Annotated in this window: 23 protein-coding genes and 1 other RNA gene; 8 read left to right on the top strand and 16 right to left on the bottom strand. The window is 60.2% G+C overall.

Annotated elements, in window-relative coordinates:
* Nucleotides 1-287: 287 nt before the first annotated feature.
* Together rnpB and rsmI are read right to left on the bottom strand one after the other, a co-directional pair.
* An RNA gene (gene rnpB / locus FGE05_RS11310) (RNase P RNA component class A) lies at nt 288-641 on the bottom strand.
* 74 nt (nt 642-715) lie between these two features.
* Nucleotides 716-1,588 carry a 16S rRNA (cytidine(1402)-2'-O)-methyltransferase gene (gene rsmI, locus FGE05_RS11305; RefSeq protein ID WP_041020577.1) on the bottom strand — a complete coding sequence of 291 codons (873 nt, stop codon included), beginning with the start codon at nt 1,586-1,588 and terminating at the stop codon, nt 716-718.
* Between the two features lie 232 nt (nt 1,589-1,820).
* Here rsmI and FGE05_RS11300 point away from each other — a divergent pair, with 232 nt between their 5' ends.
* The 5 genes from FGE05_RS11300 to FGE05_RS29825 all read left to right on the top strand — a co-directional run bounded on the left by FGE05_RS11300 (nt 1,821) and on the right by FGE05_RS29825 (nt 5,687).
* The gene (locus FGE05_RS11300) at nt 1,821-3,632 is read left to right on the top strand and encodes a penicillin-binding protein activator (RefSeq protein WP_139644903.1); all 1,812 of its coding nucleotides are present in this window, start codon (nt 1,821-1,823) and stop codon (nt 3,630-3,632) included.
* Nucleotides 3,632-3,994: a YraN family protein gene (locus FGE05_RS11295; protein ID WP_139644901.1), complete on the top strand. Its 363-nt coding sequence runs from the start codon at nt 3,632-3,634 to the stop codon at nt 3,992-3,994. The genes FGE05_RS11300 and FGE05_RS11295 overlap by 1 nt, the downstream gene beginning before the upstream one ends.
* A gap of 109 nt (nt 3,995-4,103) precedes the next feature.
* Complete coding sequence (locus FGE05_RS11290; protein ID WP_139644899.1) at nt 4,104-4,697, top strand: phosphoheptose isomerase; 594 nt, start codon at nt 4,104-4,106, stop codon at nt 4,695-4,697.
* The gene (locus tag FGE05_RS11285) at nt 4,694-5,272 is read left to right on the top strand and encodes a BON domain-containing protein (RefSeq protein WP_024781263.1); all 579 of its coding nucleotides are present in this window, start codon (nt 4,694-4,696) and stop codon (nt 5,270-5,272) included. The genes FGE05_RS11290 and FGE05_RS11285 overlap by 4 nt, the downstream gene beginning before the upstream one ends.
* A gap of 268 nt (nt 5,273-5,540) precedes the next feature.
* A complete protein-coding gene (locus tag FGE05_RS29825; protein WP_176563000.1) occupies nt 5,541-5,687 on the top strand; it encodes a hypothetical protein in 147 nt (48 codons plus the stop codon).
* Between the two features lie 581 nt (nt 5,688-6,268).
* Here FGE05_RS29825 and FGE05_RS11280 read toward each other — a convergent pair.
* The 7 genes from FGE05_RS11280 to rplM form a co-directional block, all read right to left on the bottom strand.
* Nucleotides 6,269-6,682 carry a ClpXP protease specificity-enhancing factor gene (locus tag FGE05_RS11280; protein ID WP_024781105.1) on the bottom strand — a complete coding sequence of 138 codons (414 nt, stop codon included), beginning with the start codon at nt 6,680-6,682 and terminating at the stop codon, nt 6,269-6,271.
* Nucleotides 6,683-6,698: 16 nt separating this feature from the next.
* Nucleotides 6,699-7,316: a glutathione S-transferase N-terminal domain-containing protein gene (locus FGE05_RS11275; protein ID WP_139644897.1), complete on the bottom strand. Its 618-nt coding sequence runs from the start codon at nt 7,314-7,316 to the stop codon at nt 6,699-6,701.
* Nucleotides 7,317-7,464: 148 nt separating this feature from the next.
* The gene (locus FGE05_RS11270) at nt 7,465-8,247 is read right to left on the bottom strand and encodes a cytochrome c1 (RefSeq protein ID WP_024781107.1); all 783 of its coding nucleotides are present in this window, start codon (nt 8,245-8,247) and stop codon (nt 7,465-7,467) included.
* Nucleotides 8,247-9,458 carry a cytochrome bc complex cytochrome b subunit gene (locus tag FGE05_RS11265; protein ID WP_139644895.1) on the bottom strand — a complete coding sequence of 404 codons (1,212 nt, stop codon included), beginning with the start codon at nt 9,456-9,458 and terminating at the stop codon, nt 8,247-8,249. Before FGE05_RS11265 ends, FGE05_RS11270 begins: the two co-directional genes overlap by 1 nt.
* Nucleotides 9,458-10,051 (bottom strand): ubiquinol-cytochrome c reductase iron-sulfur subunit, encoded by a 594-nt coding sequence (gene petA / locus FGE05_RS11260; RefSeq protein WP_139644893.1) that lies wholly within the window; start codon nt 10,049-10,051, stop codon nt 9,458-9,460. Before petA ends, FGE05_RS11265 begins: the two co-directional genes overlap by 1 nt.
* Before the next feature lie 257 nt (nt 10,052-10,308).
* Complete coding sequence (rpsI, locus tag FGE05_RS11255; RefSeq protein WP_003228056.1) at nt 10,309-10,701, bottom strand: 30S ribosomal protein S9; 393 nt, start codon at nt 10,699-10,701, stop codon at nt 10,309-10,311.
* A gap of 14 nt (nt 10,702-10,715) precedes the next feature.
* A complete protein-coding gene (gene rplM, locus FGE05_RS11250; protein WP_024781110.1) occupies nt 10,716-11,144 on the bottom strand; it encodes a 50S ribosomal protein L13 in 429 nt (142 codons plus the stop codon).
* A gap of 246 nt (nt 11,145-11,390) precedes the next feature.
* On the opposite strand from rplM, the gene FGE05_RS11245 reads away from it, so the two are divergent.
* Nucleotides 11,391-12,431, top strand: a complete 1,041-nt coding sequence (locus FGE05_RS11245; RefSeq protein WP_139644891.1) for an NADP(H)-dependent aldo-keto reductase — start codon at nt 11,391-11,393, stop codon at nt 12,429-12,431.
* Nucleotides 12,432-12,608: 177 nt separating this feature from the next.
* Here FGE05_RS11245 and FGE05_RS11240 read toward each other — a convergent pair whose 3' ends face one another.
* The gene (locus FGE05_RS11240) at nt 12,609-13,745 is read right to left on the bottom strand and encodes an acyl-CoA dehydrogenase family protein (RefSeq protein ID WP_139644889.1); all 1,137 of its coding nucleotides are present in this window, start codon (nt 13,743-13,745) and stop codon (nt 12,609-12,611) included.
* A gap of 243 nt (nt 13,746-13,988) precedes the next feature.
* Between FGE05_RS11240 and FGE05_RS11235 the strand changes: the two genes are divergently transcribed.
* Nucleotides 13,989-14,885: a GlxA family transcriptional regulator gene (locus FGE05_RS11235; protein WP_173668656.1), complete on the top strand. Its 897-nt coding sequence runs from the start codon at nt 13,989-13,991 to the stop codon at nt 14,883-14,885.
* Nucleotides 14,886-15,065: 180 nt separating this feature from the next.
* On the opposite strand, the gene zapE is transcribed toward FGE05_RS11235, so the two are convergent.
* From zapE to FGE05_RS11220, 3 genes are all read right to left on the bottom strand, one after another.
* Nucleotides 15,066-16,160, bottom strand: a complete 1,095-nt coding sequence (gene zapE, locus FGE05_RS11230) for a cell division protein ZapE (protein ID WP_139644885.1) — start codon at nt 16,158-16,160, stop codon at nt 15,066-15,068.
* A gap of 102 nt (nt 16,161-16,262) precedes the next feature.
* Complete coding sequence (locus FGE05_RS11225; RefSeq protein WP_139644884.1) at nt 16,263-17,618, bottom strand: tryptophan--tRNA ligase; 1,356 nt, start codon at nt 17,616-17,618, stop codon at nt 16,263-16,265.
* A 24-nt stretch (nt 17,619-17,642) separates the two neighbouring features.
* Entirely contained in the window at nt 17,643-18,278 is a 636-nt protein-coding gene (locus FGE05_RS11220) for an alpha/beta hydrolase (RefSeq protein ID WP_139644882.1), read from the bottom strand.
* Between the two features lie 142 nt (nt 18,279-18,420).
* Between FGE05_RS11220 and FGE05_RS11215 the strand changes: the two genes are divergently transcribed.
* On the top strand, nt 18,421-18,855 hold the full coding sequence (locus tag FGE05_RS11215) for a YhcB family protein (protein ID WP_024778106.1): 435 nt from the start codon (nt 18,421-18,423) through the stop codon (nt 18,853-18,855).
* Nucleotides 18,856-18,945: 90 nt separating this feature from the next.
* Here FGE05_RS11215 and FGE05_RS11210 read toward each other — a convergent pair whose 3' ends face one another.
* The 3 genes from FGE05_RS11210 to FGE05_RS11200 all read right to left on the bottom strand — a co-directional run bounded on the left by FGE05_RS11210 (nt 18,946) and on the right by FGE05_RS11200 (nt 23,897).
* Entirely contained in the window at nt 18,946-19,446 is a 501-nt protein-coding gene (locus FGE05_RS11210) for a methylated-DNA--[protein]-cysteine S-methyltransferase (RefSeq protein ID WP_139644880.1), read from the bottom strand.
* A 55-nt stretch (nt 19,447-19,501) separates the two neighbouring features.
* Complete coding sequence (locus FGE05_RS11205) at nt 19,502-22,237, bottom strand: LuxR C-terminal-related transcriptional regulator (RefSeq protein WP_139644879.1); 2,736 nt, start codon at nt 22,235-22,237, stop codon at nt 19,502-19,504.
* A gap of 295 nt (nt 22,238-22,532) precedes the next feature.
* On the bottom strand, nt 22,533-23,897 hold the full coding sequence (locus FGE05_RS11200) for a DUF1329 domain-containing protein (RefSeq protein WP_139644877.1): 1,365 nt from the start codon (nt 23,895-23,897) through the stop codon (nt 22,533-22,535).
* Nucleotides 23,898-23,910 lie beyond the last annotated feature (13 nt).

Below are 23,910 nucleotides of genomic sequence, written 5' to 3'. Positions count from 1 at the left end.
TAGCGTTTTACGTCCAAAAAACCCACTTCATGCCACTTTCCTCCACTCGCGCACACTATAGGAATGCGCCTACCGCACCGTCAAGGCGCGGATTGAAGGAAAAGCCTTATAGATCGGAGATTTAGGAGCGTTTCAGGAGGACCAACAAGAATCTGACGTAGGATTTTTCACCTCAACCCGAGCAACCACAGGAAGCTGCGCTCACAAGTTAAAGTGATTTGTTAAGAGTAAGATTTTTTTGGTCTTAGGAAATGCGTCTGCCAGTGATTTCGGCAGGAGGGGAAAAGGTGGAGAGTCGATCTGTAAGCCGGGTTCTGTCGTGAACAGTCATTCGTCTACGATGGCCATCACTGGACATCTTTAGCAACCTACCCGGTCCCAGCGCGGGCCACGCCTTGGGACCCTATTTGGTCTTGCTCCAAGTGGGGTTTACCTAGCCACGAACTGTTGCCAGCCGTGCGGTGCGCTCTTACCGCACCTTTTCACCCTTACCGGCGCCGAAACGCTTAGGCGGTTATTTTCTGTGGCACTTTCCGTAGGCTCACGCCTCCCAGGCATTACCTGGCACTTCGCCCTATGGAGCCCGGACTTTCCTCCCCCCTCTAATTCTCATAGAGGGCAGCGACTGTCCGATCGACTCTCCGCCGCGAAGGTTAACGGCAGAGCGCTTGAAGAACAAGCGCTAAAAGCCTTTGGCCATGTTGCCTGTCCGGTTTTACCGGGTCTTCTGCCGGTCCAGCGCGACCTGATACAGCACGTTCTTGCGCTCGCCGGTGATTTGCGCAGCCAGGGCGGCCGCACGCTTGAGCGGCATTTCCTCCAGCAGCAGGTCCAGGATCCGCATCGCCTCGCTACTGACAGCCTCTTCACTCTCCGGCGCGGTCCACCCTGCCACCAGGACGACACATTCGCCACGTTGCTGGTTGCTGTCGCTTTCGACAAAGGCCCGCAACTGCGCCAGCGGCAATCCCTTGAGGGTTTCGAAGGTCTTGGTCAGCTCACGCGCCAGGAGTGCCGGACGCTCGGGACCGAACACCAGCTCCATGTCTTGCAGGCACTCGAGGATGCGGTGCGGCGCCTCGTAGAAAATCAGCGTGCGCGGCTCTTCCTTTATGGACTCCAGGCGCGCTCGACGCCCCACGGCCTTGGCCGGCAGAAAGCCTTCGAAGATGAAGCGGTCCGATGGCAGGCCGGCCGCCGACAACGCCGCGATCAAGGCACAGGCGCCCGGCACCGGCACCACATTGATGCCCGCCGCGCGGGCCTGGCGCACCAGATGGTAGCCGGGGTCGGAAATCAGTGGCGTGCCCGCGTCGGAGATCAGCGCGACGTTATCACCCGCCAGCAGGCGCGTGATGAAACGACTCCCCTCGTCCCGTTCATTATGTTCGTGGCAAGCGGCAAGCGGCGTGGAAATACCGAAATGCTGCAGCAGCCGCTGGGAATGGCGGGTGTCTTCAGCCGCGATCAGGGCGACCTCCCGCAGGATCTTCAGCGCCCGGGCACTGATATCGTCCAGGTTGCCTATGGGCGTCGCCACCACATAAAGCGAGCCTGCAGCGGAATTCAAAGCACCTGGAGCAGTCAAAGCGCGCACCTCACAATCGGTAAAACTGCCATTGTAGCGTGTGCCGGTCTCAGCCGTTCACATCATCCCTGTGGTGAGGGGATTTAGTGTCACCTCCCGAGTGAACGACGCTTTGTGCTGCACCACAACATTTGAACCATCTAAATTGATCGATTCACGCCACTGACATCGCGCCCCGGCCAGCGCTTGGGTACAATTCGACGCTAATTTGATCTCGTATCAGGACATTTACATGATCGCTTGCCTGCGGCTGCTCTCCGCCCTTTGCCTCGCCGCCCTTCTGGCGGCCTGCGCCAGCTCGCCCTCGTCCAGCCTTGGCGAACTTCCCCGGACCCCGGATGCCAGTATCGAGCAACTGCTCGAACAGGCCGCCCAAAGCAAAACACCGGAAAAAGCCGCCCTGCTGCGCCTGAGCGCAGCGGACCTGGCCTACCGCCAGGGCAATGCCGGCCAGTCCGCACAAATCCTGCAACAAGTGCCGATGGAACAGCTCAAGCCAGGCCAGCAGATTTTCGCCAGCACCCTGGCGGCGGAACTGGCAATGACGCGCAATCAGCCCAAGGCGGCGCTGACCGCCCTGAGCCACCCGAGCCTGCAACACCTGAGCGAAATGCCGGTGGAACAGCAGGTCCGCACCGGGACCGTCCATGCCCGCGCCCTCGAAGCCGATGGCCAGACCCTGGCAGCTGCGAAGGAACGTATCTTCATTGCGCCCCTGCTCGAGAACGAAGCCGCCGCTAAAAACCATGAAGCGATCTGGTCGCTGATTGCCTCGCTGCCCACCGATCAATTGCAACCGACCACCACCGATGACCTCGGCGGCTGGCTGAGCCTGGCCCGCGCCGTGAAAACCGCCGGCACCCTGGAACAGCAGCAAGCGGCCATCGACCATTGGCGCGAACAGAACCCGAAGCACCCGGCCGCACTTCAGTTGCCGACACCCCTGGTCAAGCTCAAGGAACTGGCAAGCCAGCCCCTGAGCAAGATCGCCCTGCTGCTGCCGCAGAATGGCCAGTTGGCCGCAGTCGCCAAAGCCCTGCGTGAAGGCTTCATGGCATCGCATTACCAGGCCCAGCAGGCCGGACAGAACCCACCGAGCATCCAGTTCTACGACAGCTCGACCCTGACCTCCATGGACGAGTTCTATCGCAAGGCCCAGGCCGACGGCGTGCAACTGGTGGTCGGCCCCCTGGAAAAACCATTGGTCAAGCAGATCAGCACGCGTGCGCAGTTGCCGATCACCACCCTGGCATTGAACTACAGCGAAGGCGAGCAAGGCCCACCCCAGCTGTTCCAGTTCGGCCTGGCCCCCGAGGATGAAGCCCGCGAAGTCGCTCGTCGTGCCCGCGCCGACGGTCTGCATCGCGCAGCGGTCATGGTACCGAAGGGCGAATGGGGTGATCGCGTATTGAAAGCCTTCAGCCAGGACTGGCAAGCCACCGGCGGCTCCATTCTCGCCATCGAACGCGTCGACCAACCCGTGCAACTGGCCCAGCAGATCGCCGACATGTTCCAACTGCGCCAGAGCGAAGGTCGCGCCAAGAGCCTGCAGAACACCGTGGGCACCACGGTCGCGGCCCAGCCTTCCCGTCGCCAGGACATCGAGTTCATCTTCCTGGCGTCGACCCCACAGCAGGCCCAGCAGATCAAGCCGACCCTGAACTTCCAGTACGCTGGAGACGTGCCGGTCTATGCGACGTCCCAGGTGTTCAGCGCCAGCGGCGACCAGAACCAGTACAACGACATGAACGGTATTCGCTTCTGCGAAACCCCGTGGCTGCTTGATGCCAACGATCCATTGCGCAAGCAGGTCACTGCCCAGTGGCCACAAGCTGCCGGCAGCCTCGGCCGGTTGTATGCGATGGGGGCAGATGCCTATCGCCTGGCGCCGCGCCTGGGCCAACTCAAGACACTGCCGGACAGCCGTATCGAAGGCCTGACGGGCAGCCTGGCGGTGTCCCAGTCCCAACGGATTCAGCGTCAATTGCCTTGGGCCGAGTTCGTCAACGGCCAGGTACAGCGCCTGCCGGACACCCAGCGCTGATGCCCGAACGATCACGCCAGCAAAGCGGACGGGATGCCGAGGGCCAGGCCCTCGCGCATCTCCAGCAGCAAGGCCTGCGTCTGGTGGCGCAGAACTGGCTGTGTAAACGCGGCGAGCTTGATCTGGTCATGCTTGACGGCGATACAGTAGTATTCGTCGAAGTCCGCTACAGAAAAAATACCCAATGGGGTGGTGCGCTCGATAGCATCGACGAGCGCAAGCGCCAGAAACTGGTTTTCGCCGCGCAGTATTTCCTGCAAAACGAATCTCGCTGGGCTGATCATCCCTGCCGTTTCGACGTGGTTGCCATCGACAGCAACGCCGATCAGTTGAATTGGCTGCAGAATGCCTTCGACAGCTGAACGCCCACGCCCATGACGAACCGAGCCGGACACCTTCACTCAACTTGCTCTTTGCTTTGCGCGCCGCACACGTTTGTGCCGATAAGTCGCGCTACTTAAGGTCACACAGATGGACATGCAATCACGAATTCGCCAGCTTTTTCAGGCCAGTATCGACACCAAGCAACAGGCGATGGACGTACTTGCACCCTACATCGAGCAAGCCAGCCAAGTGATGGTCAACGCCCTGCTCAACGAAGGCAAAATGCTTTCGTGTGGCAATGGTGGTTCCGCCGGCGACGCCCAGCATTTCTCGTCCGAGCTGCTCAACCGTTTCGAGCGCGAACGCCCGAGCCTGCCGGCCATCGCGCTGACCACCGACAGCTCGACGATCACCTCGATCGCCAACGACTACAGCTACAACGAAATCTTCTCCAAACAGATCCGCGCCCTGGGCCAACCCGGCGATGTGCTGCTGGCGATTTCCACCAGCGGCAACTCGGCCAATATTATTCAGGCGATCCAGGCCGCACATGATCGCGAAATGATTGTCGTAGCATTGACCGGGCGCGACGGCGGCGGCATGGCTTCACTGCTGTTGCCTGAAGACGTCGAGATCCGCGTACCGGCCAAAGTCACCGCACGCATCCAGGAAGTCCACCTGCTGGCGATCCATTGTCTTTGCGACTTGATCGACAGCCAAATATTCGGGAGTGAAGAATGACCCCTAATCGCCTGGGCCTTCTGGCCCTGACCCTGTGCCTCGGCATCAGCGGCTGCACATCGGTGGTTAATGCCAGCCGGGAAAAGCCGATCGAAGACGACCGCGGCACCCGCACCTTCGGCAGCAAGATCGACGACTCCCTGATCGAAACCAAAGTCGGCGTGAACATCGCCAAGGCCGACCCGGACCTGGACAACAACTCGCACATCGTCGTCACCAGCTTCAACGGTGTCGTGCTGCTGGCGGGCCAGACCCCACGGGAAGACCTCAAGGCCAAGGCCGAACAAGAGGCCAGTGCCGTTCAACGGGTCAAGACCGTGCATAACGAATTGCAGGTCCTGCAACCGTCCTCGCTGCTGGCGCGTCAGAACGATGCCTGGCTGACCACCAAGATCAAGACCCAGATGCTGACCGATGCCAGCATTCCCGGCTCGCGTATCAAGGTTGTGACCGAGAATGGCATCGTTTATCTGCTGGGTCTGCTGACCAAGAAAGAGGCTGCTCAGGCGACCAATCTGGTGCAAGGGGTGTCTGGGGTGCAGAAGATCGTGAAGTTGTTTGAGTATATTGACTGAGGGTTGTTGCGGCTCTCGATGCTGCGCTTGGCTAGAAAACGGTGCTTCTTCAGACGGGGAAGCGCCGTTTTTTTTGGGGGGGTGTGGTTAGTGTGTATATCCTTTTCTGCGGTAACGGCTACTGGCGGCTCCGCCCTTACGGCGGGTTACTTTTGAAAAGGCGCCAAAAGTAACCAAAAGCGCCTCGCCCCACCACTGGGCACCTCGCCAAGGCTCGGCGTTCCCTCACTCCGGCATCGCTCCGTGGGCCCGCCGCGAAGGGCCATCCATGGCCCAGCGCGGCTATCCCGGCATCCATGCCGGGATACCCACTACGCAATGCCTGCGTTCGGCCCTTGTGGTTAATGGGGCGCCCAAGATCAAGATCAAGATCAAGATCAAAAGCAAAAGCAAAAGCAAAAGCGAGGCGGCGTGACGGCCGGCCTGTCTTTACGGCTGCACCTCAATCCCACTGTGGGAGCGAGCCTGCTCGCGATGGCGTCAGGTCAGCAGCATTGATGTAGGTTGACACATCGCAATCGCGAGCAGGCTCGCTCCCACAATTGTTCGGGGACAGCCGGAAAAGACAGGTCGGCTGCCAGGTCGCCTCGCGAGCAAGCTTTGCTCCCACAGGTGGATTCAGGTACAGCCGGAAAAGTCAGGCAGGCCATTCGGCCGCCTAGCTTTGGCTTTGGCTTTGGCTTTTGATCTTGGGCGCCCCGTTAACCACGAGGGCCGAACGCAGGCGTTGCGTAGTGGGCAACCCGGCATGGATGCCGGGATAGCCGCGCTGGGCCATGGATGGCCCTTCGCGGCGGGCCCACGGAGCGATGCCGGAGTGAGGGAACACCGAGCCTTGGCGAGGTGCCCAGTGGTGGGGCAAAGCGCTTTTGGTTACTTTTGGTTGGCCGGCACCCCGGGCTCTTCCAAAAGTGACCCGCCGTAAGGGCGGAACCCTAAGCAGCCGTTACCGCAGAAAAGGATATACACACAAATCCCACGCAATAGCCGCCCCTGTTACTTCACCACCTTAAGACTAGGCCGACCACTAGGCCGCGGCGGCTCATCATCCGGTGGCGGCAGGTCATCATCCACCTCGTACTCTTCCTCGCCATCCATCGGCGTTTCCAGCTCAAACACCATGCCCTGGCCATTCTCCCGGGCATAAATCCCCAGGATCGAAGCGATAGGTACATACAGCGTATGCGGCACACCGCCGAAGCGGCCTTCGAAGCTCACGGCATCGTTGTCCATGTGCAGATGGCGCACGGCTGCCGGCGATACGTTCAGGACAATCTGCCCGTCATTGGCAAACCCCTGCGGCACCTGTACCGATGGATATTCGGCATTGACCAGCATGTGCGGGGTGCAATCATTGTCCACAATCCACTCGTAGAGCGCGCGGACCAGATAAGGTCGACTGGAGTTCATAGCGGCTCCCTAAGCCTTAGCGCATGTCGCGTTCGACACCAGACAGACTCGCCTGGAAAGTCTCACGCGCAAATTGGCGCTCCATATAATCAAGCAGCGGCTTGGCGGGCCGCGGCAGTTCGATACCCAGAATCGGCAAACGCCAGAGTATGGGCAATAGGCAGCAATCCACCAGACTTTGTTCCTCACTGAGGAAAAACGGTTTGTCGATGAACAGCGGCGATACGCCTGTCAGGCTTTCACGCAACTCCTTGCGCGCCACCACCCGCGCCGGCTCCTTGGTCCGCGGATCCAGGATCAGATCCACCTGCCCGCACCAGTCACGCTGGATACGATGGATCAGCAAACGGCTGTTGGCACGCGCCACAGGGTATACCGGCAGCAAGGGCGGGTGCGGATAACGCTCATCCAGGTATTCCATCACCACCGTCGACTCCCACAATGCCAGGTCACGATCGACCAGCGTGGGCAGGCTGCCGTAGGGGTTTACCTCGATCAGCTTCGGCGGCTGACGGCCAGCCTCGACGTAAATGATCTCGGCGCTGACACCCTTTTCTGCCAGTACGATACGTACCCGGTGGGAATAGTGGTCGGCGGGGTCGGAGTAACAGGCCAACCGATTGGTCACGCCCATGGCGATCCTCCTCGCTTGTTGAAATTTTAGGAAAGAAAAACGAGCGCGCCCAGAGGGCGTCTCCCGTAACACCTGGCTGACCAGGCTCGTTACACCTTCAGAGACGCCCTTGGGCGCGCACGATTAACAGCAACAACTTACCGCTTTATCAATGTACGTCTTTCCAGTATTCACGCTTGAGCAGATAAGCGAATACGAAGAAGAACGCCAGGTACAGCAATACATACGTACCGATGCGCTGATGCTGCAGCTTCACCGGGTTGGCCGAGTAGGCCAGGAACGTCACCAGATTCTTGACCTTCTCGTCGAACTGCTCAGGCGTCAAGGCGCCGCTGTTCGGCACGATGGTCAACTGATCGCAGGCTTCATGAGTCAAGGCGGTGCCGGTCAACGGGTCGAATTGCTTCTTGCCGTTCTCGACGATCTGCACCTGTTTGCAGCCTACCACCTGACGACCCTGCAGGCCGACCAGAACGTTCGGCATGCCGACGTTCGGGAAGACCTTGTTGTTCACGCCCCATGGACGCGCAGGATCTTCATAGAACGAACGCAGGTAACCATAGAGCCAGTCGGTACCGCGTACACGAGCGACCAGGGTCAGGTCGGGTGGCGCAGCGCCGAACCAGGTCTTGGCATCTGCCGGCTGCATGCCGACGGTCATGTGATCGCCCAGCTTGGCGCCGGTGAACACCAATTTCTCGAGCATCAGCTCATGGGGAATGCCCAGGTCATCGGCCACGCGCTCGTAACGCTGGAACTTGGCACTGTGGCAACCCATGCAGTAGTTGGCGAACGTACGTGCGCCGTCCTGCATGGCGGCTTTATCGGAAACGTCGATATCGACTTTTTCCAGCTCTGGACCACCGTGTTCGGCCGCGAAGGACAAGACAGGCATGGCAGCAAGAATCAGTACAGCAAATAGCTTTTTCATCAGCCAGTCACCCTTTCCGGAACCGGTTTGGTCTTCTCGAGCCTGGTATAGAACGGCATCAGAATGAAGTAGGCGAAGTACAGGAACGTACAGACCTGCGACAGCAACGTACGCTCCGGTGTCGGTGCCAGTACACCCAGCACACCCAGGATCACGAACGAGATGCAGAACACCACGAGCCAGATCTTGCTTAGCCAGCCTTTGTAGCGCATCGACTTGACCGGGCTGCGGTCCAGCCATGGCAGGACAAACAGCACGGCGATGGCCGCGCCCATGGCGATAACGCCCATCAACTTGTCCGGGATCGCCCGCAGAATTGCGTAGAACGGCGTGAAGTACCAGACCGGGGCAATGTGCTCAGGCGTCTTGAAGGCGTTCGCCTGTTCGAAGTTCGGCTTCTCGAGGAAGTAGCCGCCCATCTCCGGAAAGAAGAACACGATGGAGCAGAAGATGAACAGGAACACCACTACGCCGACGATATCCTTCACGGTGTAGTACGGGTGGAAGGCGATGCCATCCAGCGGTACACCGTTTTCGTCCTTGTGCTTCTTGATGTCCACGCCATCCGGGTTGTTCGAGCCGACCTCGTGCAACGCCAGGATGTGCAACACCACCAGGCCGAGGATCACGATCGGCAGGGCTACCACATGCAGGGCGAAGAAGCGGTTCAGGGTAATGCCCGAGATCAGGTAGTCACCACGGATCCACTGGGTCAGGTCGTTGCCGATGACCGGGATCGCACCGAACAGCGAGATGATCACCTGGGCACCCCAGTAGGACATCTGGCCCCATGGCAGCAGGTAACCCATGAAGGCTTCAGCCATCAGCGCCAGGTAGATCAACATGCCGAAGACCCACACCAGTTCGCGGGGCTTCTGGTACGAACCGTAGAGCAGGCCACGGAACATGTGCAGATAGACCACGATGAAGAACGCCGAAGCGCCGGTGGAGTGCAGCAGACGCAGAATCGAGCCGTACTCGACGTCACGCATGATGTACTCGACGGAAGCGAACGCTTCTTCCGCCGACGGGGTGTAGCTCATGGTCAGCCAGACACCGGTGACGATCTGGTTGACCAGAACGAGCAATGCCAGGGAGCCAAAGAAATAGAAGAAGTTGAAGTTTTTCGGAGCGTAGTACTTGCTGAGATGGTCTTCCCACATCTTGGTCGCGGGAAAGCGCGCATCAACCCAATCCATAAGTTTGCTCATCACGCTTTCTCCGTGTCGACGCCGATGACAATGATCTCATCCGACTCATAGGAATGCGGGGGAACTGGCAGGTTCAGAGGTGCAGGCTGCGATTTGTAGACGCGCCCCGCCAGATCGTAGTGGGAGCCGTGGCAAGGGCAGAAATAGCCGCCTACCCAGTCCTTGCCCAGATCGGCAGGGGCCACTTCGGGACGGAATGTTGGCGAGCAACCCAGGTGCGTACAGATCCCGATCAGCAGCAGGATTTCCGGCTTGATCGAACGCGTTTCAGGATTGACGTATTCCGGTTGGGCCGAGTTCTTGGAAGAGGGATCGGACAGCTGGCCCTCGATCTTTTTCAGATTCCCCAGGATTTCCTCTGTACGGCGGACGATGAACACCGGCTGGCCGCGCCATTCAGCAATCATCTGCTGGCCTGGCTCGATCTTGCTGACATTCACTTTCACCGGTGCACCTGCAGCTTTCGCCTTGGCACTGGGAAACCATGACCCCACGAACGGGACCGCAGCCCCCACCGCTCCTGCAGCACCCACCACGGATGTGGCTGCTACCAGGAAGCGACGCCGGCCTGCATTCACGCCGTCATTGCTCATTCAGTCCTCTCCCATCAGCTTTGTGGCCTGTTAGATCAGGCGTCTACTAAGTAAAAATCTGAACTTATAAAAATTTTGCCGAATGGTAATGAAAACCCCCAATTCTGACAAGGTAATTACCAAGCGGCCCTACCGCCAAGCCTTGTAGTATAGGGGCTCTACGAATGTGGCAAGTTGTCACAGAGCAATTATTTCGCCCATAAAAAAACGCCCAGCTCCGTGAGGAAACTGGGCGCCTTTTGAAAGCGGAAGCGAAATTAACGCTTCGAGTACTGCGGACGCTTACGCGCTTTACGCAGACCGACTTTCTTACGTTCAACTTCGCGAGCGTCGCGAGTCACGAAGCCAGCTTTGCGCAGGGCGCTACGCAGGGTTTCGTCGTAGTCCATCAGAGCGCGAGTGATACCGTGGCGGATTGCGCCAGCTTGACCACTTACACCACCACCGATAACGGTGACGTAGATGTCGAATTTTTCGACGGTCTCGGTCAGTTCCAGCGGCTGACGAACTACCATGCGGGCAGTTTCGCGGCCGAAGAAGTTATCCAGGGAGCGGTTGTTGATGGAGATGTTACCAGTGCCCGGACGCAGGAAAACGCGTGCGGTTGCAGTCTTGCGACGGCCAGTGCCGTAATTTTGAGTCGCCGACATAATGAACTATTCCGTTAAAACTTCAGTTCTTGGGGCTGCTGAGCAGTATGAGGGTGAGCAGCGCCCGCATAAACCTTCAGCTTACGATACATGTCGCGACCCAGTGGGTTCTTAGGCAGCATGCCTTTAACCGCGGTCTCGATCACGCGCTCAGGGGCTTTGGCGATCAGCTTTTCAAAGTTGATCGACTTGATGCCGCCCGGAAAACCGGAGTGGGAGTAGTACATTTTGTCAGTGGTTTTAGCGCCAGTAACACGTACTTGCTCAGCGTTGATCACGACGATGTAGTCACCGGTGTCAACGTGAGGGGTGTACTCAGGCTTGTGCTTGCCACGCAGACGGCTCGCGATTTCGGTGGCCAGACGACCCAGGGTCTGACCAGCAGCGTCGACGACGAACCAGTCGCGCTGTACTGTTTCCGGTTTAGCAGTAAAAGTTTTCATTCTTTATAGCCTCAGGGGCCGCCCTGTAAATTAGACGGCGGATCTTACTGAATAGTGCGTACTTTGACAAGTCAAAGGCAGCCGGATACAGACGCTTTCGGGGGCTCGGGTCGGCGCGTCCGTTCAACGGCAAGATTCTTCGGCGGCGGCGCATCACTTCCACTGCAGAAAGAGGTGCGCAATTATGCAGATTGCGAAAAATATTTCAACCTGCTTTTATGATTGTTTTGCCCAAGGAGCCCCCCGATGGACTATCGCCAGCTAGGCCGTACCGATCTGAACGTGAGCGCCCTGTGCCTCGGAACCATGACCTGGGGTGAGCAGAACAGCGAGGCCGAGGCTTTCGCCCAGATCGAACGCGCCAAGGGTGCCGGCATCAATTTCATCGACACCGCCGAGATGTACCCGGTCCCGCCCAAGGCCGAGACCTATGCCACCACCGAGCGCTACATCGGCAACTATTTCAAGAGCCGTGGCGACCGTGCCGACTGGATCCTGGCGAGCAAGATCGCCGGCCCCGGCAACACCATCGATTACATCCGCGACAAAAACCTCAAGCACAACCGCCGCCACATCGTCGAAGCGCTGGACGCCAGCCTCAAGCGCCTGCAGACCGACTGGATCGATCTCTACCAGTTGCACTGGCCGGAACGCAGCACCAACTTCTTCGGGCAACTGGGCTACAAGCACAAAGCCGATGAAGAATTCACCCCACTGGAGGAAACCCTCGAGGCCCTCGACGAACAGGTCCGTGCCGGCAAGATCCGCCACATCGGCCTGTCCAACGAGACGCCGTGGGGCACCATGAAATTCCTCGCCCTGGCCGAAGCCCGTGGCTGGCCGCGAGCGGTGTCGATCCAGAATCCGTACAACCTGCTCAACCGCAGCTTCGAGATCGGCCTGGCGGAAGTCGCCCTTCGCGAACAGTGCGGGCTGCTGGCCTACTCGCCGCTGGCGTTCGGCTTCCTGTCGGGTAAATATGAAGGCGGCGCACGGCCGGCCAAGGGCCGCCTGACGCTCTACAGCCGCTTCATGCGCTACTTCAATCCACAGTCGGAAGCGGCATGCAGCCGTTATGTGGCGCTGGCCCGTGAACATGGCCTGGACCCGGCACAGATGGCCCTGGCGTTCGTCACGCAACAACCGTTCGTGACCAGCAACATCATCGGCGCCACCACCCTTGAACAACTGGACAGCAACATCGCCAGCTTCGATCTGAAGCTGTCGGACGAAGTGCTGGCGGGGATCGAGGCGATCCACAGGGATCAGCCGAATCCTGCTCCTTGATTGACCCGTAGACCCAATCGCGAGCAGGCTCGCTCCCACAAGGGTTGCTGATCGTTCCCACGCTCTGCGTGGGAATGCATCCGGTGACGCTCCGCGTCACCAGAGCGGAACGCAGAGCGTCCCTGGCGGCGTTTCCACGCAGAGCGTGGGAACGATCACCCCAAGAGCACAACGCAATCAAAGCGACCGCGCAATGATCTCCTTCATGATTTCATTGGTCCCCGCATAGATCCGCTGCACCCGCGCATCCGCCCACGCCCGGGCAATCGGGTACTCCCACATGAAACCGTAGCCGCCATGCAACTGCACGCATTCGTCGAGCACCTTGCATTGCAGGTCCGTGCCCCAGTACTTGGCCATCGCCGCCGTCGGCACGTCGAGCGTGCCTTGCAGGTGCAGCTCCAGGCAGCGGTCGACGAAGACTCGGCCGATCTGGATCTCGGTGGCCATTTCCGCCAGTTTGAAGCGGGTATTCTGGAACTCCGCGATGGATTTGCCGAAGGCCTTGCGATCGCGGGTGTAGTCCAGCGTCCATTGCAGCGCCGCTTCGGCCGAGGCCAGGCCACCAATCGCGACGGTCAGGCGTTCCTGGGGCAACTCCTGCATCAGATAGGCAAACCCCATTCCGGCCTGCCCGAGCAGGTTTTCCTTCGGCACGCGGACATCCTGGAAGAACAACTCCGACGTGTCCTGGGCCTTCATTCCGACTTTCTCCAGGCGCTTGCCCTTCTCGAAACCCGGCGTGCCCGCTTCCACCAGAAACAGACTGGTGCCCTTGGCACCGGCTTTCGGATCGGTCTTGGCGACCACGATCACCAGGTCGGCGAGAAAGCCATTGGTGATGAAGGTCTTCGAACCGTTGATGACGTATTCATCAACGTCCAGTACCGCCGTGGTTTTCACCCCTTGCAGGTCGGAACCGGCGCCGGGTTCGGTCATGGCGATGGCCGTGACCATTTCGCCGGAAACCAGCTTCGGCAGGTATTTCTGCTTCAACGCTTCGCTGCCGTAATGCAGGATGTACGGCGCAACGATATCGGAATGCAGTGAGAAGCCGATGCCTGTCAGCCCCAGGCGGCCGATCTCCTCTATCACCACCGTACTGTAGAGAAAGTCCGCGTCGAGCCCGCCATAGGCTTGCGGCAGGTGCGAACACAGCATCCCCGCCTCCCCGGCCTTGTTCCAGAGCTGGCGATCGACATGACCCTGTTTTTCCCACTGGCTGTGGTAGGGCACGGCCTCCTTTTCCAGGAACGTTCGCACGCTGTCGCGAAACAATTCGTGCTCGGGACTGAACAGGGTTCTGGGAATCATGGCGCACCTTTGGTTATGGTTGGAGGGGGTCATCCGATGAGCCTAAGCCCGGGATGTACCATAGGACACTGGACACATCCGACAAAAAATAAGACGATCCAGCCGTCTGGTGACCACTTTCCCCTATAAAAACAAGATGAAATTATGTCTATGCACCCCTCCACGCCCTTACGGCGCGTCAGCATCCTGGCAGTCGACCGGGTTTTCGCTTTCACCCTCATGCAGGCCAAGGATTTCTTCCACCTGGCCAGCCTGCGCTACGGCAAGCAACTGGGCCAAGGCCTGACACCGGCGTTTGAAATCCGACTGGTCAGCCCTGACGGCAAACCGGTGAACAGCTTCAGCGAAGTGATCATGCCGGTGGATGGCGGGCTGGAAAATACCGATGTGATTATCCTGCCGGCGTTCTGGGATGACTTCCCCACCCTTTGCCAACGCTATCCCCAGGTCCTGCCCTGGCTGCGGGAACAGCACGCTCGCGGCGCCGTACTGTGCGGCGAGGCCACTGGCGTGTTCTGGCTTGCCGAGGCCGGGCTGCTCGATGGCAAGGAAGCCACCACCTACTGGCGCTTCTTCAACGCCTTCAGGGAGCGTTTTCCCCAGGTGCATCTGAACCAGGACAAACACCTGACCGACGCCGACAACCTGTTCTGCGCCGGTGGCACGACCTCGGTGTGCGATCTCTACATCTACCTCATCGAGCGCTTCTGCGGCGCCAACGTGGCCCAGGCCGTGGCGCGGGACATCCTGTATGAAGTGCAGCGCAATTATTCGCCGGGCAGGATCGGTTTCGGCGGGCAGAAACTCCATCAGGACGTGATCATCCTGCAGATCCAGCACTGGCTCGAAGAACACTTCGCCGACAAGTTCCGTTTCGAAGACGTCGCCCGGGAACATGGCATGAGCATTCGCAATTTCATGCGCCGCTTCCAGACCGCCACTGGCGACAAACCGTTGCATTACCTGCAACGGCTGCGCATCGAAACCGCAAAGGGCCTGCTCTCCGGGAGCCGCAAGAGCATCAAGACCATCAGCTACGAAGTGGGCTACGACGACGCGAGCTTCTTCGCGCGGCTGTTCCGGCAGCACACGGACCTGTCGCCGAACCAGTACCGGCAGCAATTTCAGCAGGCGGCGTAAGGCTTCGGACCCCACTACCCCATGTGGGAGCGAGCCTGCTCGCGATGACGGCAGCACATTCAGAATCGTAGCAAGCTGACCCACCGCCATCGCGAGCAGGCTCGCCCCCACAGGGTTATGCGGTGGATCAGCCATAAAAAAGGCCTGCAATCGCAGGCCCTTTGTGCTTTCCGAATCAGCCTAAGGCTTATGCGCCCGCGACAGGAACTCGTGGGACTGCATTTCCAGCAGGCGACTCAGGGTCCGCTGGAATTCGAACGTCAGGCGACCACCGGTGTAGAGGTCCTTGAGTTCGACTTCGGCCGAGATGATCAGCTTCACGTTACGGTCGTAGAACTCGTCCACCATATTGATGAAGCGACGGGCGATGTCGTCGGTGGTGACACTCATCTGCTCGACGCCGCTGAGCAGTACGGCGTGGAAGATCTTGCCCAGCTCGATGTAGTCGTTTTGGCTGCGAGGGCCGTCGCACAGCTCACGGAAATCGAACCAGGCCACATCGTCACAGGTGCGGACTGCGCGGATCTCGCGATTCTCGATCATCAGCACATCGTTCTCGACCGCCTGGGTGCATTCTGGCGTCAGGGCGCGGAAGCTCTTGCGCAGGCTTTCTTCGGCAGCGGCGTCCAGTGGGTAATGGAACAGCTCCGCCTGTTCGAGATGGCGCAAACGATAGTCGACGCCGCTGTCGACGTTGACGATTTCGGTGTGTTCCTTGATCAACGCGATGGCCGGGAGAAAGCGCGCCCGTTGCAGACCGTCCTTGTACAAGCCGTCCGGCACGATGTTCGACGTGGCGACCAGGGTCACGCCGTTCCTGAACAACTCTTCCATCAAGGTGCCGAGGATCATGGCATCGGTGATGTCGGACACGAAGAACTCATCGAAGCAGATCACCCGCGTTTCATTGGAGAAACGTTTGGCGATGATGGTCAATGGGTTCTTCTCGCCACCCAGGGTCTTCATCTCTTCGTGCACACGCTTCATGAAGCGGTGGAAGTGCGTGCGGGTCTTTTCCTTGAACGGCAGCGCCTCGAAGAAGGTGTCCACCAGGTAGGTCTTGCCACGGCCCACGCCACCCCAGAAGTACAGGCCCTTGACCGGTGCCAGTTCCTTCTTGCCGAACAGTTTTCCCAACAAGCCCGGCTTGTTGTTCGACGCGGCGATCAGATCGTCGTACAGGCGCTGCAAATGCCGCACCGCCGTTTCCTGGGCTGCGTCGTGGAAGAACTCCGGGCGTTTCAGATCAGCTTGATATCGTTCTAGGGGCGTCATATTCGTTAGCAAGGCAACAAAAACGGGCCGTCACTGTAGCGACGGCCCGTAAGAATGGCAATCGGCCCTTATTCAGGACCGATGGTCGGATGATGCTTTGGATCAATCCTGCGCGGGGGTCAGCGCGACGCGCAGCGCATCGATGGCCGCATCCCGCGCAGCTTCGTCGGCAAAAGCCGGGCTGTCCGCCACGCATTCGCCTTCGAGCCAGACGCTGAAGCCCGCCGCCTCGCTGCGTACGTCCAGTGGCTGGCCGGCTTGCAGTTGCTTGGTCACCTGGCCCGCGGTCTTGCCATCGGCAAAATGGCGAGACAGCAACAGTTGTTCGCCGTCGGCAGCCAGCAGGCGGAAGCGGAAACTGCCGTCGTCTTCGCGAAAGCTGACGAAACGCGCCGCCTTGGTGGCTTTTTTCTTCGTGTTGGCCGCCACTTGGACCTGGCTGACGAACGAACGCAGGCCAACGGCTTCACGCAGTTCGTTAAGGAACGGCGTCGCCACGGCCCGGGCTTTTTTCGCGCCCAGTTGCAGGATGTCTTCAAGGTCCACCGGACGTTCGATCAACTGGTGATAACGCTCGCGGGACTCACCCAGTTCGCTGTCGAGCAATTGGAACAGACGATTCTTCGCTTCGCCCCAACCCAGGCCCTGCAACAGCTCGTTGCGGAACTCGGTTGACTGGGCCGGGGTGGCAAAGGCCTGGAACAGCGTGAACAGGTGCGAGTTGTCCGGATCCTTCGCTTCACCCGGGGCGCGGGAGTCGGTGACGATTCGCGAGATCGCGTCCTTCATCTCCTTGGCGCTGCTGAACAGCGGGATGGTGTTGTCGTAGCTCTTGGACATCTTGCGGCCATCGAGCCCTGGCAGCGTGGCGACGCTTTCTTCGATCAGCGCCTCGGGCATGGTGAAAAACTCCTTGCCCTGGCCAAACAGGTGGTTGAAGCGCTGGCCAATGTCCCGAGCCATCTCCACGTGCTGGATCTGATCGCGACCGACCGGCACCTTGTGGGCGTTGAACATCAGGATGTCAGCGGCCATCAGCACCGGGTAGCTGTACAGACCCATGGTGATGCCGGCGTCCGGGTCTTCGCCGGTCTCGACATTCTTGTCCACCGAGGCCTTATAGGCATGGGCGCGATTGAGCAGGCCCTTGGCGGCGACACAGGTCAGCAGCCAGGTCAGTTCCGGGATCTCGGGGATATCGGACTGGCGATAAAAGGTCACGCGATCCACATCCAGGCCGCCGGCCAGCCAGGTCGCAGCGATTTCCAGGCGCGAGCGCTGAATGCGCAGCGGGTCATCGCATTTGATCAGGGCGTGGTAGTCGGCCAGGAAGTAGAACGAATCGGCATTGCTGTCGCGGCTGGCGAGAATCGCCGGGCGGATGGCGCCAGCATAGTTGCCCAGGTGCGGGGTGCCGGTGGTGGTGATGCCGGTCAGGATACGGGTACGAGTCGTCATGAATTATCGCTTGTCAGACTGCTGTCAATTCGAAAGGCGCGGCAGGAGCAGATCCTTGAGATCGGTCAGCTTGCCATGAAAAAAGTGCCCGCATTCTGCCACTTTCAGTAGCTCATGGGGGCGTTGGAGCGCGTCGGACCAATCGTAGACCAGTTGGGGATCGACGACTTCATCATTTTCTGGCTGGATCACCGTCAACGCGCCGCTCTTCGCCAAAGGCGACTGCTCGTCCAGGCGCATCACCGCCGGAGCCACCATGAACAGGTGCTTGAGCGATTGCCCCTGGGCTTCGAGCCGTCCACCCAGGCTGGCAGCGACGAAGCCGCCGAAGGAAAAACCGAAGAGGCTCAAGGGCAGTTGCGGGTGTTTTTCCCGCAGCCATGCGGCGACGGCCTGGGCGTCGTCCACTTCACCGGTCCCCATGTCATGGCTACCGGCACTGGCGCCGACACCGCGATAATTGAAACGCAATGTGACCAGGCCGGCATCCCGGGCAGTGCGCTGCAGGGTCGAAACCACTTTATTGAGCATGGTCCCGCCCTGCACCGGGTTCGGGTGGCAGATCAACGCCAGGCCACGGGGCGCCTCGCTGTCCAGGTACAACGCTTCCAGTTGGCCCACCGGGCCGTCGATGACTACAGGGGTTTCGCGTATAAGCAAGGGAAAGAACTCCGTGACCCCGGATAGGGTCGACTCGTCTAGCTAAAAGTCTGTGCCTGGCATGATTGCGATGTTCTTCGCGGTATACAGCGCAGGTCCGAGCCGTTAACGTAAAGCAAAGCCGTTTATAGAGGAAGGACTCGTGGAACACTCGCTCTTAGTTTGGTTGTTGCCGACTCTTGCCCTGGTTGCCGGTGTCGCCATTGGATTCCTGCTTGCCCGACTGCTGCCCAACGCAGTGCCCAACAGCACGCAACGTCAGCTGGACGACATTCAGGAACGTTTCGACAGTTATCAGAATGAGGTGGTGACCCACTTCAACGCCACCGCTTCTCTGGTGAAGAAACTCACCCAGAGCTATCAGGATGTTCAGGATCATTTGTCCGAGGGTGCCAACCGCCTGGCCCTGGACGAACAGACTCGCCAGCGCCTGCTGGCCGCCCTGCACGCCGACTCGGCGCAGGCACCACGGGAACGCCTGACTCCGCCAAGGGATCAGGAACCACCTAGGGACTACGCCCCCAAGGCACCGAATTCGCCCGGCATGCTCGATGAGCATTACGGTTTGAAGAAGTAAGCTGCAAGCCACACCAGAAGCCCGCCCGATCCTGTGATCGGGCGGGCTTTTTCATGGGCGCAGGTTTTCCGGTGGGACTGTCCGTTGAGGTCAGAACGCCAATTGAAGGCTCTGCTGACCTTCGAGGCTGAGCAGCCATTGCTTGGCAGCCAGCCCACCGGCGAAACCGGTGAGGCTGCCAGAGCTGCCGATGACACGATGGCAGGGAGCGATGATCGAGATTGGGTTACGACCGTTGGCTGCGCCCACCGCCCGAACAGCAGTCGGCTGACCGATCTGGATGGCGATGTCGCGGTAACTGCGGGTCTCACCGAAGGGAATGGTCAGCAGTGCCTGCCAGACCCGTTTCTGGAAGTCCGTGCCGACAAAGTCCAGCTCCAGCTCGAAACGGCGCCGTTGCCCGGCGAAGTATTCCATCAGTTGACGCTCGGTTTCCTCGAGCATCGGGTGATGAATGTCTTCTTCCAAGGGGCCCAGGCACACACGGTTGAGTCGCTCGTTTTCCCACAGGATCGCGGCCAGTCTTGCGCCTCGGGCGACGAGGATCAATTGGCCGACCGGGGATGGGATGGTTTTGTACCGGGGTAACATCGAGTCATTCCTTTACTGGCTGGCTTCTGTGGCAGGTTGCTTTGCGCAGCTGGACTCAGCCCAACAACCCCAGCTCCTTGGCCCTCGCCACAGCCTGGGTGCGACGTTCCACGCCAAGCTTGCTGTTGATATGACTGGCATGGGTCTTGACCGTATGCAACGAAATGAACAGCTGCTCGCTGATTTCCTGGTTGGAACAGCCCTGGGCAATCAGTTGCAGCACCGCCCGTTCGCGGCTGCTGAGGCTTTCGACAGGTGCCGGGGAGTCGGCCGGTTGCGTCGACGTCGGCAGGCGTTCGAGCAGATTCTGGCACAAGGGACTGGGGGGTGCGTGCAGCAGCTGCTCGCGCAGCCATTCACGATGTTCGTCGCCCAGCAGCCATTCGAACGGTTGCAGCACTCCGCCACCGGCGGCTTCAAAAGCCTGAGCCAGGGCATTGCGGGCCGCCGGTTCGCGGCCGACACTCAGCAACAAGGCGACTTTCTGGTTGAGGGCCATCACGCTGAGCATCTGCCGGCCGGTTTGCTGGCCGTGTTCAAGCAAGGCGTTGAGCCGCCCTTCAGCCAGCATCGGTTGACCGCGAACGGACTCCAGCAGTGCCTGTTGCAGCTCGATATGCAGCGGCAATTGCGGGTGGAACTCTGGCGGCGCCGCGGCCTGCTCCCCGGTATAGGTCCGCCCCAGCCGCGCCAGCCAGGCTTCGGCCAGCTCGGTGCGGCCCTGGGCCAGCCAGAGCTCGCATTTGACCAGTGTGATCATCGCCAGGTAGTAGATCGGCGGAACATCCCAGATATGCATCAGGCGCTCGGCTTCAGCCAGTTCGGCAAAGGCCCTGGCGAACTCGCCACTGTTGCCTTCGATACGGGCGATCACGCAATGACCGAGCAGCACGCTGATGTCGCGGCAGGCCCGTGCTTCGGTAAGACCGGCCTGCAACCGCGCCAGTCCGGCCTGGGGCTGCATACGCAAAGTCAGCAGGAAACCCTCGTACAGGATCAACCGCGCCCGTACCGCATAAAGCCGTTGGGGCGAAAGTTTGTGCAAGCGTTGCAGGCCCTGGCGCACTTCATCCAGCGCCCGCAGGATCTCTCCCCGCGCCTGCAGGACCCGGGCGCGATCGTAATGAGCCAAGGCTTCGAACAAGGGGTTGCCGACCCGCTGTGCCAGTTCCAGGGAGTCGCGGTTCAAACCACGGGCGCGCCACAGGTCACCGTCGGCAATCGCCAGGTTCGACAACGTGGACAGGCACATCAGGCGTTGGCCGTAGCGTTTTTGCGGCAGGCTTTCCAGGGCTTCGGTGCAATAACGCACCGTGGCTTCACGGTCCCCACGGCCACGAGCGACGATCCCGCTCAGGGCCAACCATTGGGCAAGCATGGATTTTTGCGCGGTGGCCGACGGTGCCGGCAGGAAGCGGCTCAGGTGGGCGGCCAGTTCTTCGGCGGCGTCCAGTTGACAGGCCAGCCCCAGTGCCCAGCTGTAGAGCACAATCAGCCTCGGGGTACTGATGAGCAGGCTGTCGGGCAGGTCCATCTTCCAGCGCAGCAACATGCCGACGTTCTGCTCGGCCAGCAGTTGTTCCTCCGAGAGGGTCTGCACCAGGTTCGCCGCCACATCCAGGTGCCCGGCCCGCAGCGCCTGCTCCACGGCTTCGTCGATCAGCCCCTGGGCGTTGAACCAGCGACAGGCGCGCAAGTGCAGGGTCGCGGCCGGCACCATGGCGGGTGCGCTGGGGCGGCTGCGCAACAGATCGGAAAACAGATGGTGGTAGCGATACCAATGACCGTGTTCGTCCAGGGGCACCAGGAACACCTGATGGGCCGCCAGATATTGCAGGATCTCGGCGCTGTCATGGGCTTCGCGCACGGCATCGCACAGTTCGCTGCAAAAGCGATCCTGTGGCGCGGTGTCGTAGAGAAACGCCTGCACCTCGGCGGGCAGGCAGTCGATGACTTCTTCGAGCAGATAATCGCGGATCAGCCCTTCCCCACCGTGCAGCGTCTGTGGCAGCCCGCCCTCGGAACCGGCTTCGGAGGCGGCCAGCAACCAGAAACGCAGCCCGGCCACCCAGCCTTCGCTGCGCTGGATAAGGTTTTCCAACGCTTCACCGCGCAACGAGATGCTGTGATGCTCGAGCAGTGTCAGGGCTTCGCCATGGGTCAGGCGCAGGTCCTGCTCGTTCAGTTCGAGCAATTGCCGCGACAGGCGCAGGCGCGCCAGATGCCAGTTCGGTCGCTGGCGGCTGGTGACCAGTACCAGCAAACCATCAGGCAAGTGATTGAGGAAAAACTGCAGGCAACGATCCAGTACGGGGCCTTGGGCCAGGTGATAATCGTCGAGCACCAACAGCAAGGGGTTGCGAAGCGTCAGGTGACTGGTCAGTTCATCCAGCAGGCCATCGAGCCATTCTTCGAACGCGAAGGGCTGGTGGCGCTGGCGCATCTTCAGTAGCCCCGCTGCCCGGCCGCCCAGCTGTGGAAAGAGTGCCTGGAGCCCTTCGAGCAGCCGCTCCAGAAAACGTCCCGGATCATTGTCCCTGGTGTTGAGCCCCAACCAGAGGCTTTGCCAATGGACCGGCAGGCTCTGGCAGAACTCCACCGCGAGGGAGCTTTTGCCGAACCCCGCCGGCGCACTGACCAACAGCAATCGGCCGCCGAGCCCCGCACTTAAACGCTCGCACAACCGCGGCCGCACGACGTGCCCGTCGGGCAGAGGCGGTCGATAGAAGCGCCCGTCCTGTACCGCAAAGGCTGCGCGGGCAGAATCCGGAAGTGAAGACAGATCAGTCATGGCCGGCTCTTGTTTAGATGCAGGTGGCGGCGTTGCAGATGTCCGCAGACTAGCCGTAAACGAAGAGGTATTGAAGGGAGTGCTACAAATGGCTACAAAAAGACTACAAATCGACATCTCCTGACGACACATCCCGTGGGAGCAAGGCTTGCCCGCGATGAAGGCGCCTCGGTTCCAGGGCAAACCGCGTTAACTCCATCGCGGGCAAGCCTTGCTCCCACATTCAGGCCAAAAAACAAACGCCCCGAACCAGTCGGGGCGTTTATCCGAGGATGCGGCCTCGGGGTAAAGCGGTTTAGCGGATACCGTCCTGGCGCAGCGCGTTCGGTGTGAAGTCTGCGGTGGTGGCGGTGAAGCCGAAATCGTAGGCCGATTTCTCTTCGTTCTTCATGCCCAGAGCCAGGTAGCGGCCGGACTGCAGGTCGTAGAGGGTTTCCAGGGCGTACCACGGCACTTGCTTGTCGTAGTAGTTCTCGGCATGGGCCTCGGCAACTCGCCACAGTTGGCCACGACCGTCGTAGTGATCGATCACCGCCGCCTGCCAGGTATCTTCGTCGATGAAGAAATCGCGCTTGGCGTAGATGTGGCGCTGGCCTTCCTTCAGGGTCGCGGTGACATGCCAGACACGACGCAGCTCGTAACGCGCCAGGTCCTGGTTGATGTGGCCGGCCTTGAGGATGTCGGCGTACTTGAGTTGTGGCGAGTCGATCTTGTAGCTGTTGGCGGCGATATACAGCTCTTTCTTGCCTTCCAACTTCCAGTCGTAGCGATCCGGCGCACCGTTGTACATGTCCAGGTTGTCGGAGGTACGCAGGCCATCGGCGGCGGTACCCGGACCATCATAGGAGACCTGTGGCGCACGACGTACCCGACGCTGGCCGGCGTTGTAGACCCAGGCCGAGCGCGGTTCCTTCACCTGGTCGAGGGTTTCGTGCACCAGCAACACGCCACCGGCCAGGCGTGCCGGCGCGGTCACTTGCTGTTTGAAGTAGAACAGGATGTTGCCAGGGTTGGCCGGATCGAAATCCTTCATCTTGTCGCGGAACACGAACTGATCACGGAAATACACCAGGCTATAGGAGCCGTTGGCTTGCGGCGTGGCCTGGGTCACCAGGCGCGTCACGCTGCCGCCACGGTAGCGGGTGATGTGGTTCCAGATCACTTCGACGCCGCTCTGGGGAATCGGGAACGGTATGGCGGTCTCGAAGTTTTCCAGGCCGTTGCCGCCGGATACCAGCTTGGTGTTGACCGCGTTCTTCTTGATGGACGCGAACACTTCATCCGGCACGGTGGCGCCACGATGGGTCGGATAGACCGGCATCTTGAAGGTTTCCGGGTAGCGCTTGAACATCGCGTACTGACCCGGCGCGAGCTTGTCCTTGTACTGCTCGACGTTCTGCGCGGTGATGGTGAACAGCGGTTTCTCGCTGGCATACGGGTCGGCGAGGAACCCTTTGCTGTCCACGCTACCGGCATTCTTGGCCATGGGCTTCCAGGCGGAAATCGAACCGTCGGCATTACCGGCCATCTCGGCGCCCATCGGCGTCAGGCTCTTGCCCAGTTTGTCGGCCTCGCCCGCAGGCACCGCGGCCATGACGCTGGCCGCCAGCAGGGACAATCCCAGTGCGCCGACCTGCAACAGACTCTTTGTTATTTTCATCGTGTGTCGTCCT

Origin of the sequence: Pseudomonas sp. ICMP22404 (assembly GCF_006227205.1) — a bacterium.
In the GTDB taxonomy this organism is placed as follows: domain Bacteria; phylum Pseudomonadota; class Gammaproteobacteria; order Pseudomonadales; family Pseudomonadaceae; genus Aquipseudomonas.
Note: the sequence above shows the minus strand (reverse complement) of the source record. Positions and strands in the feature narration are given on the sequence as shown.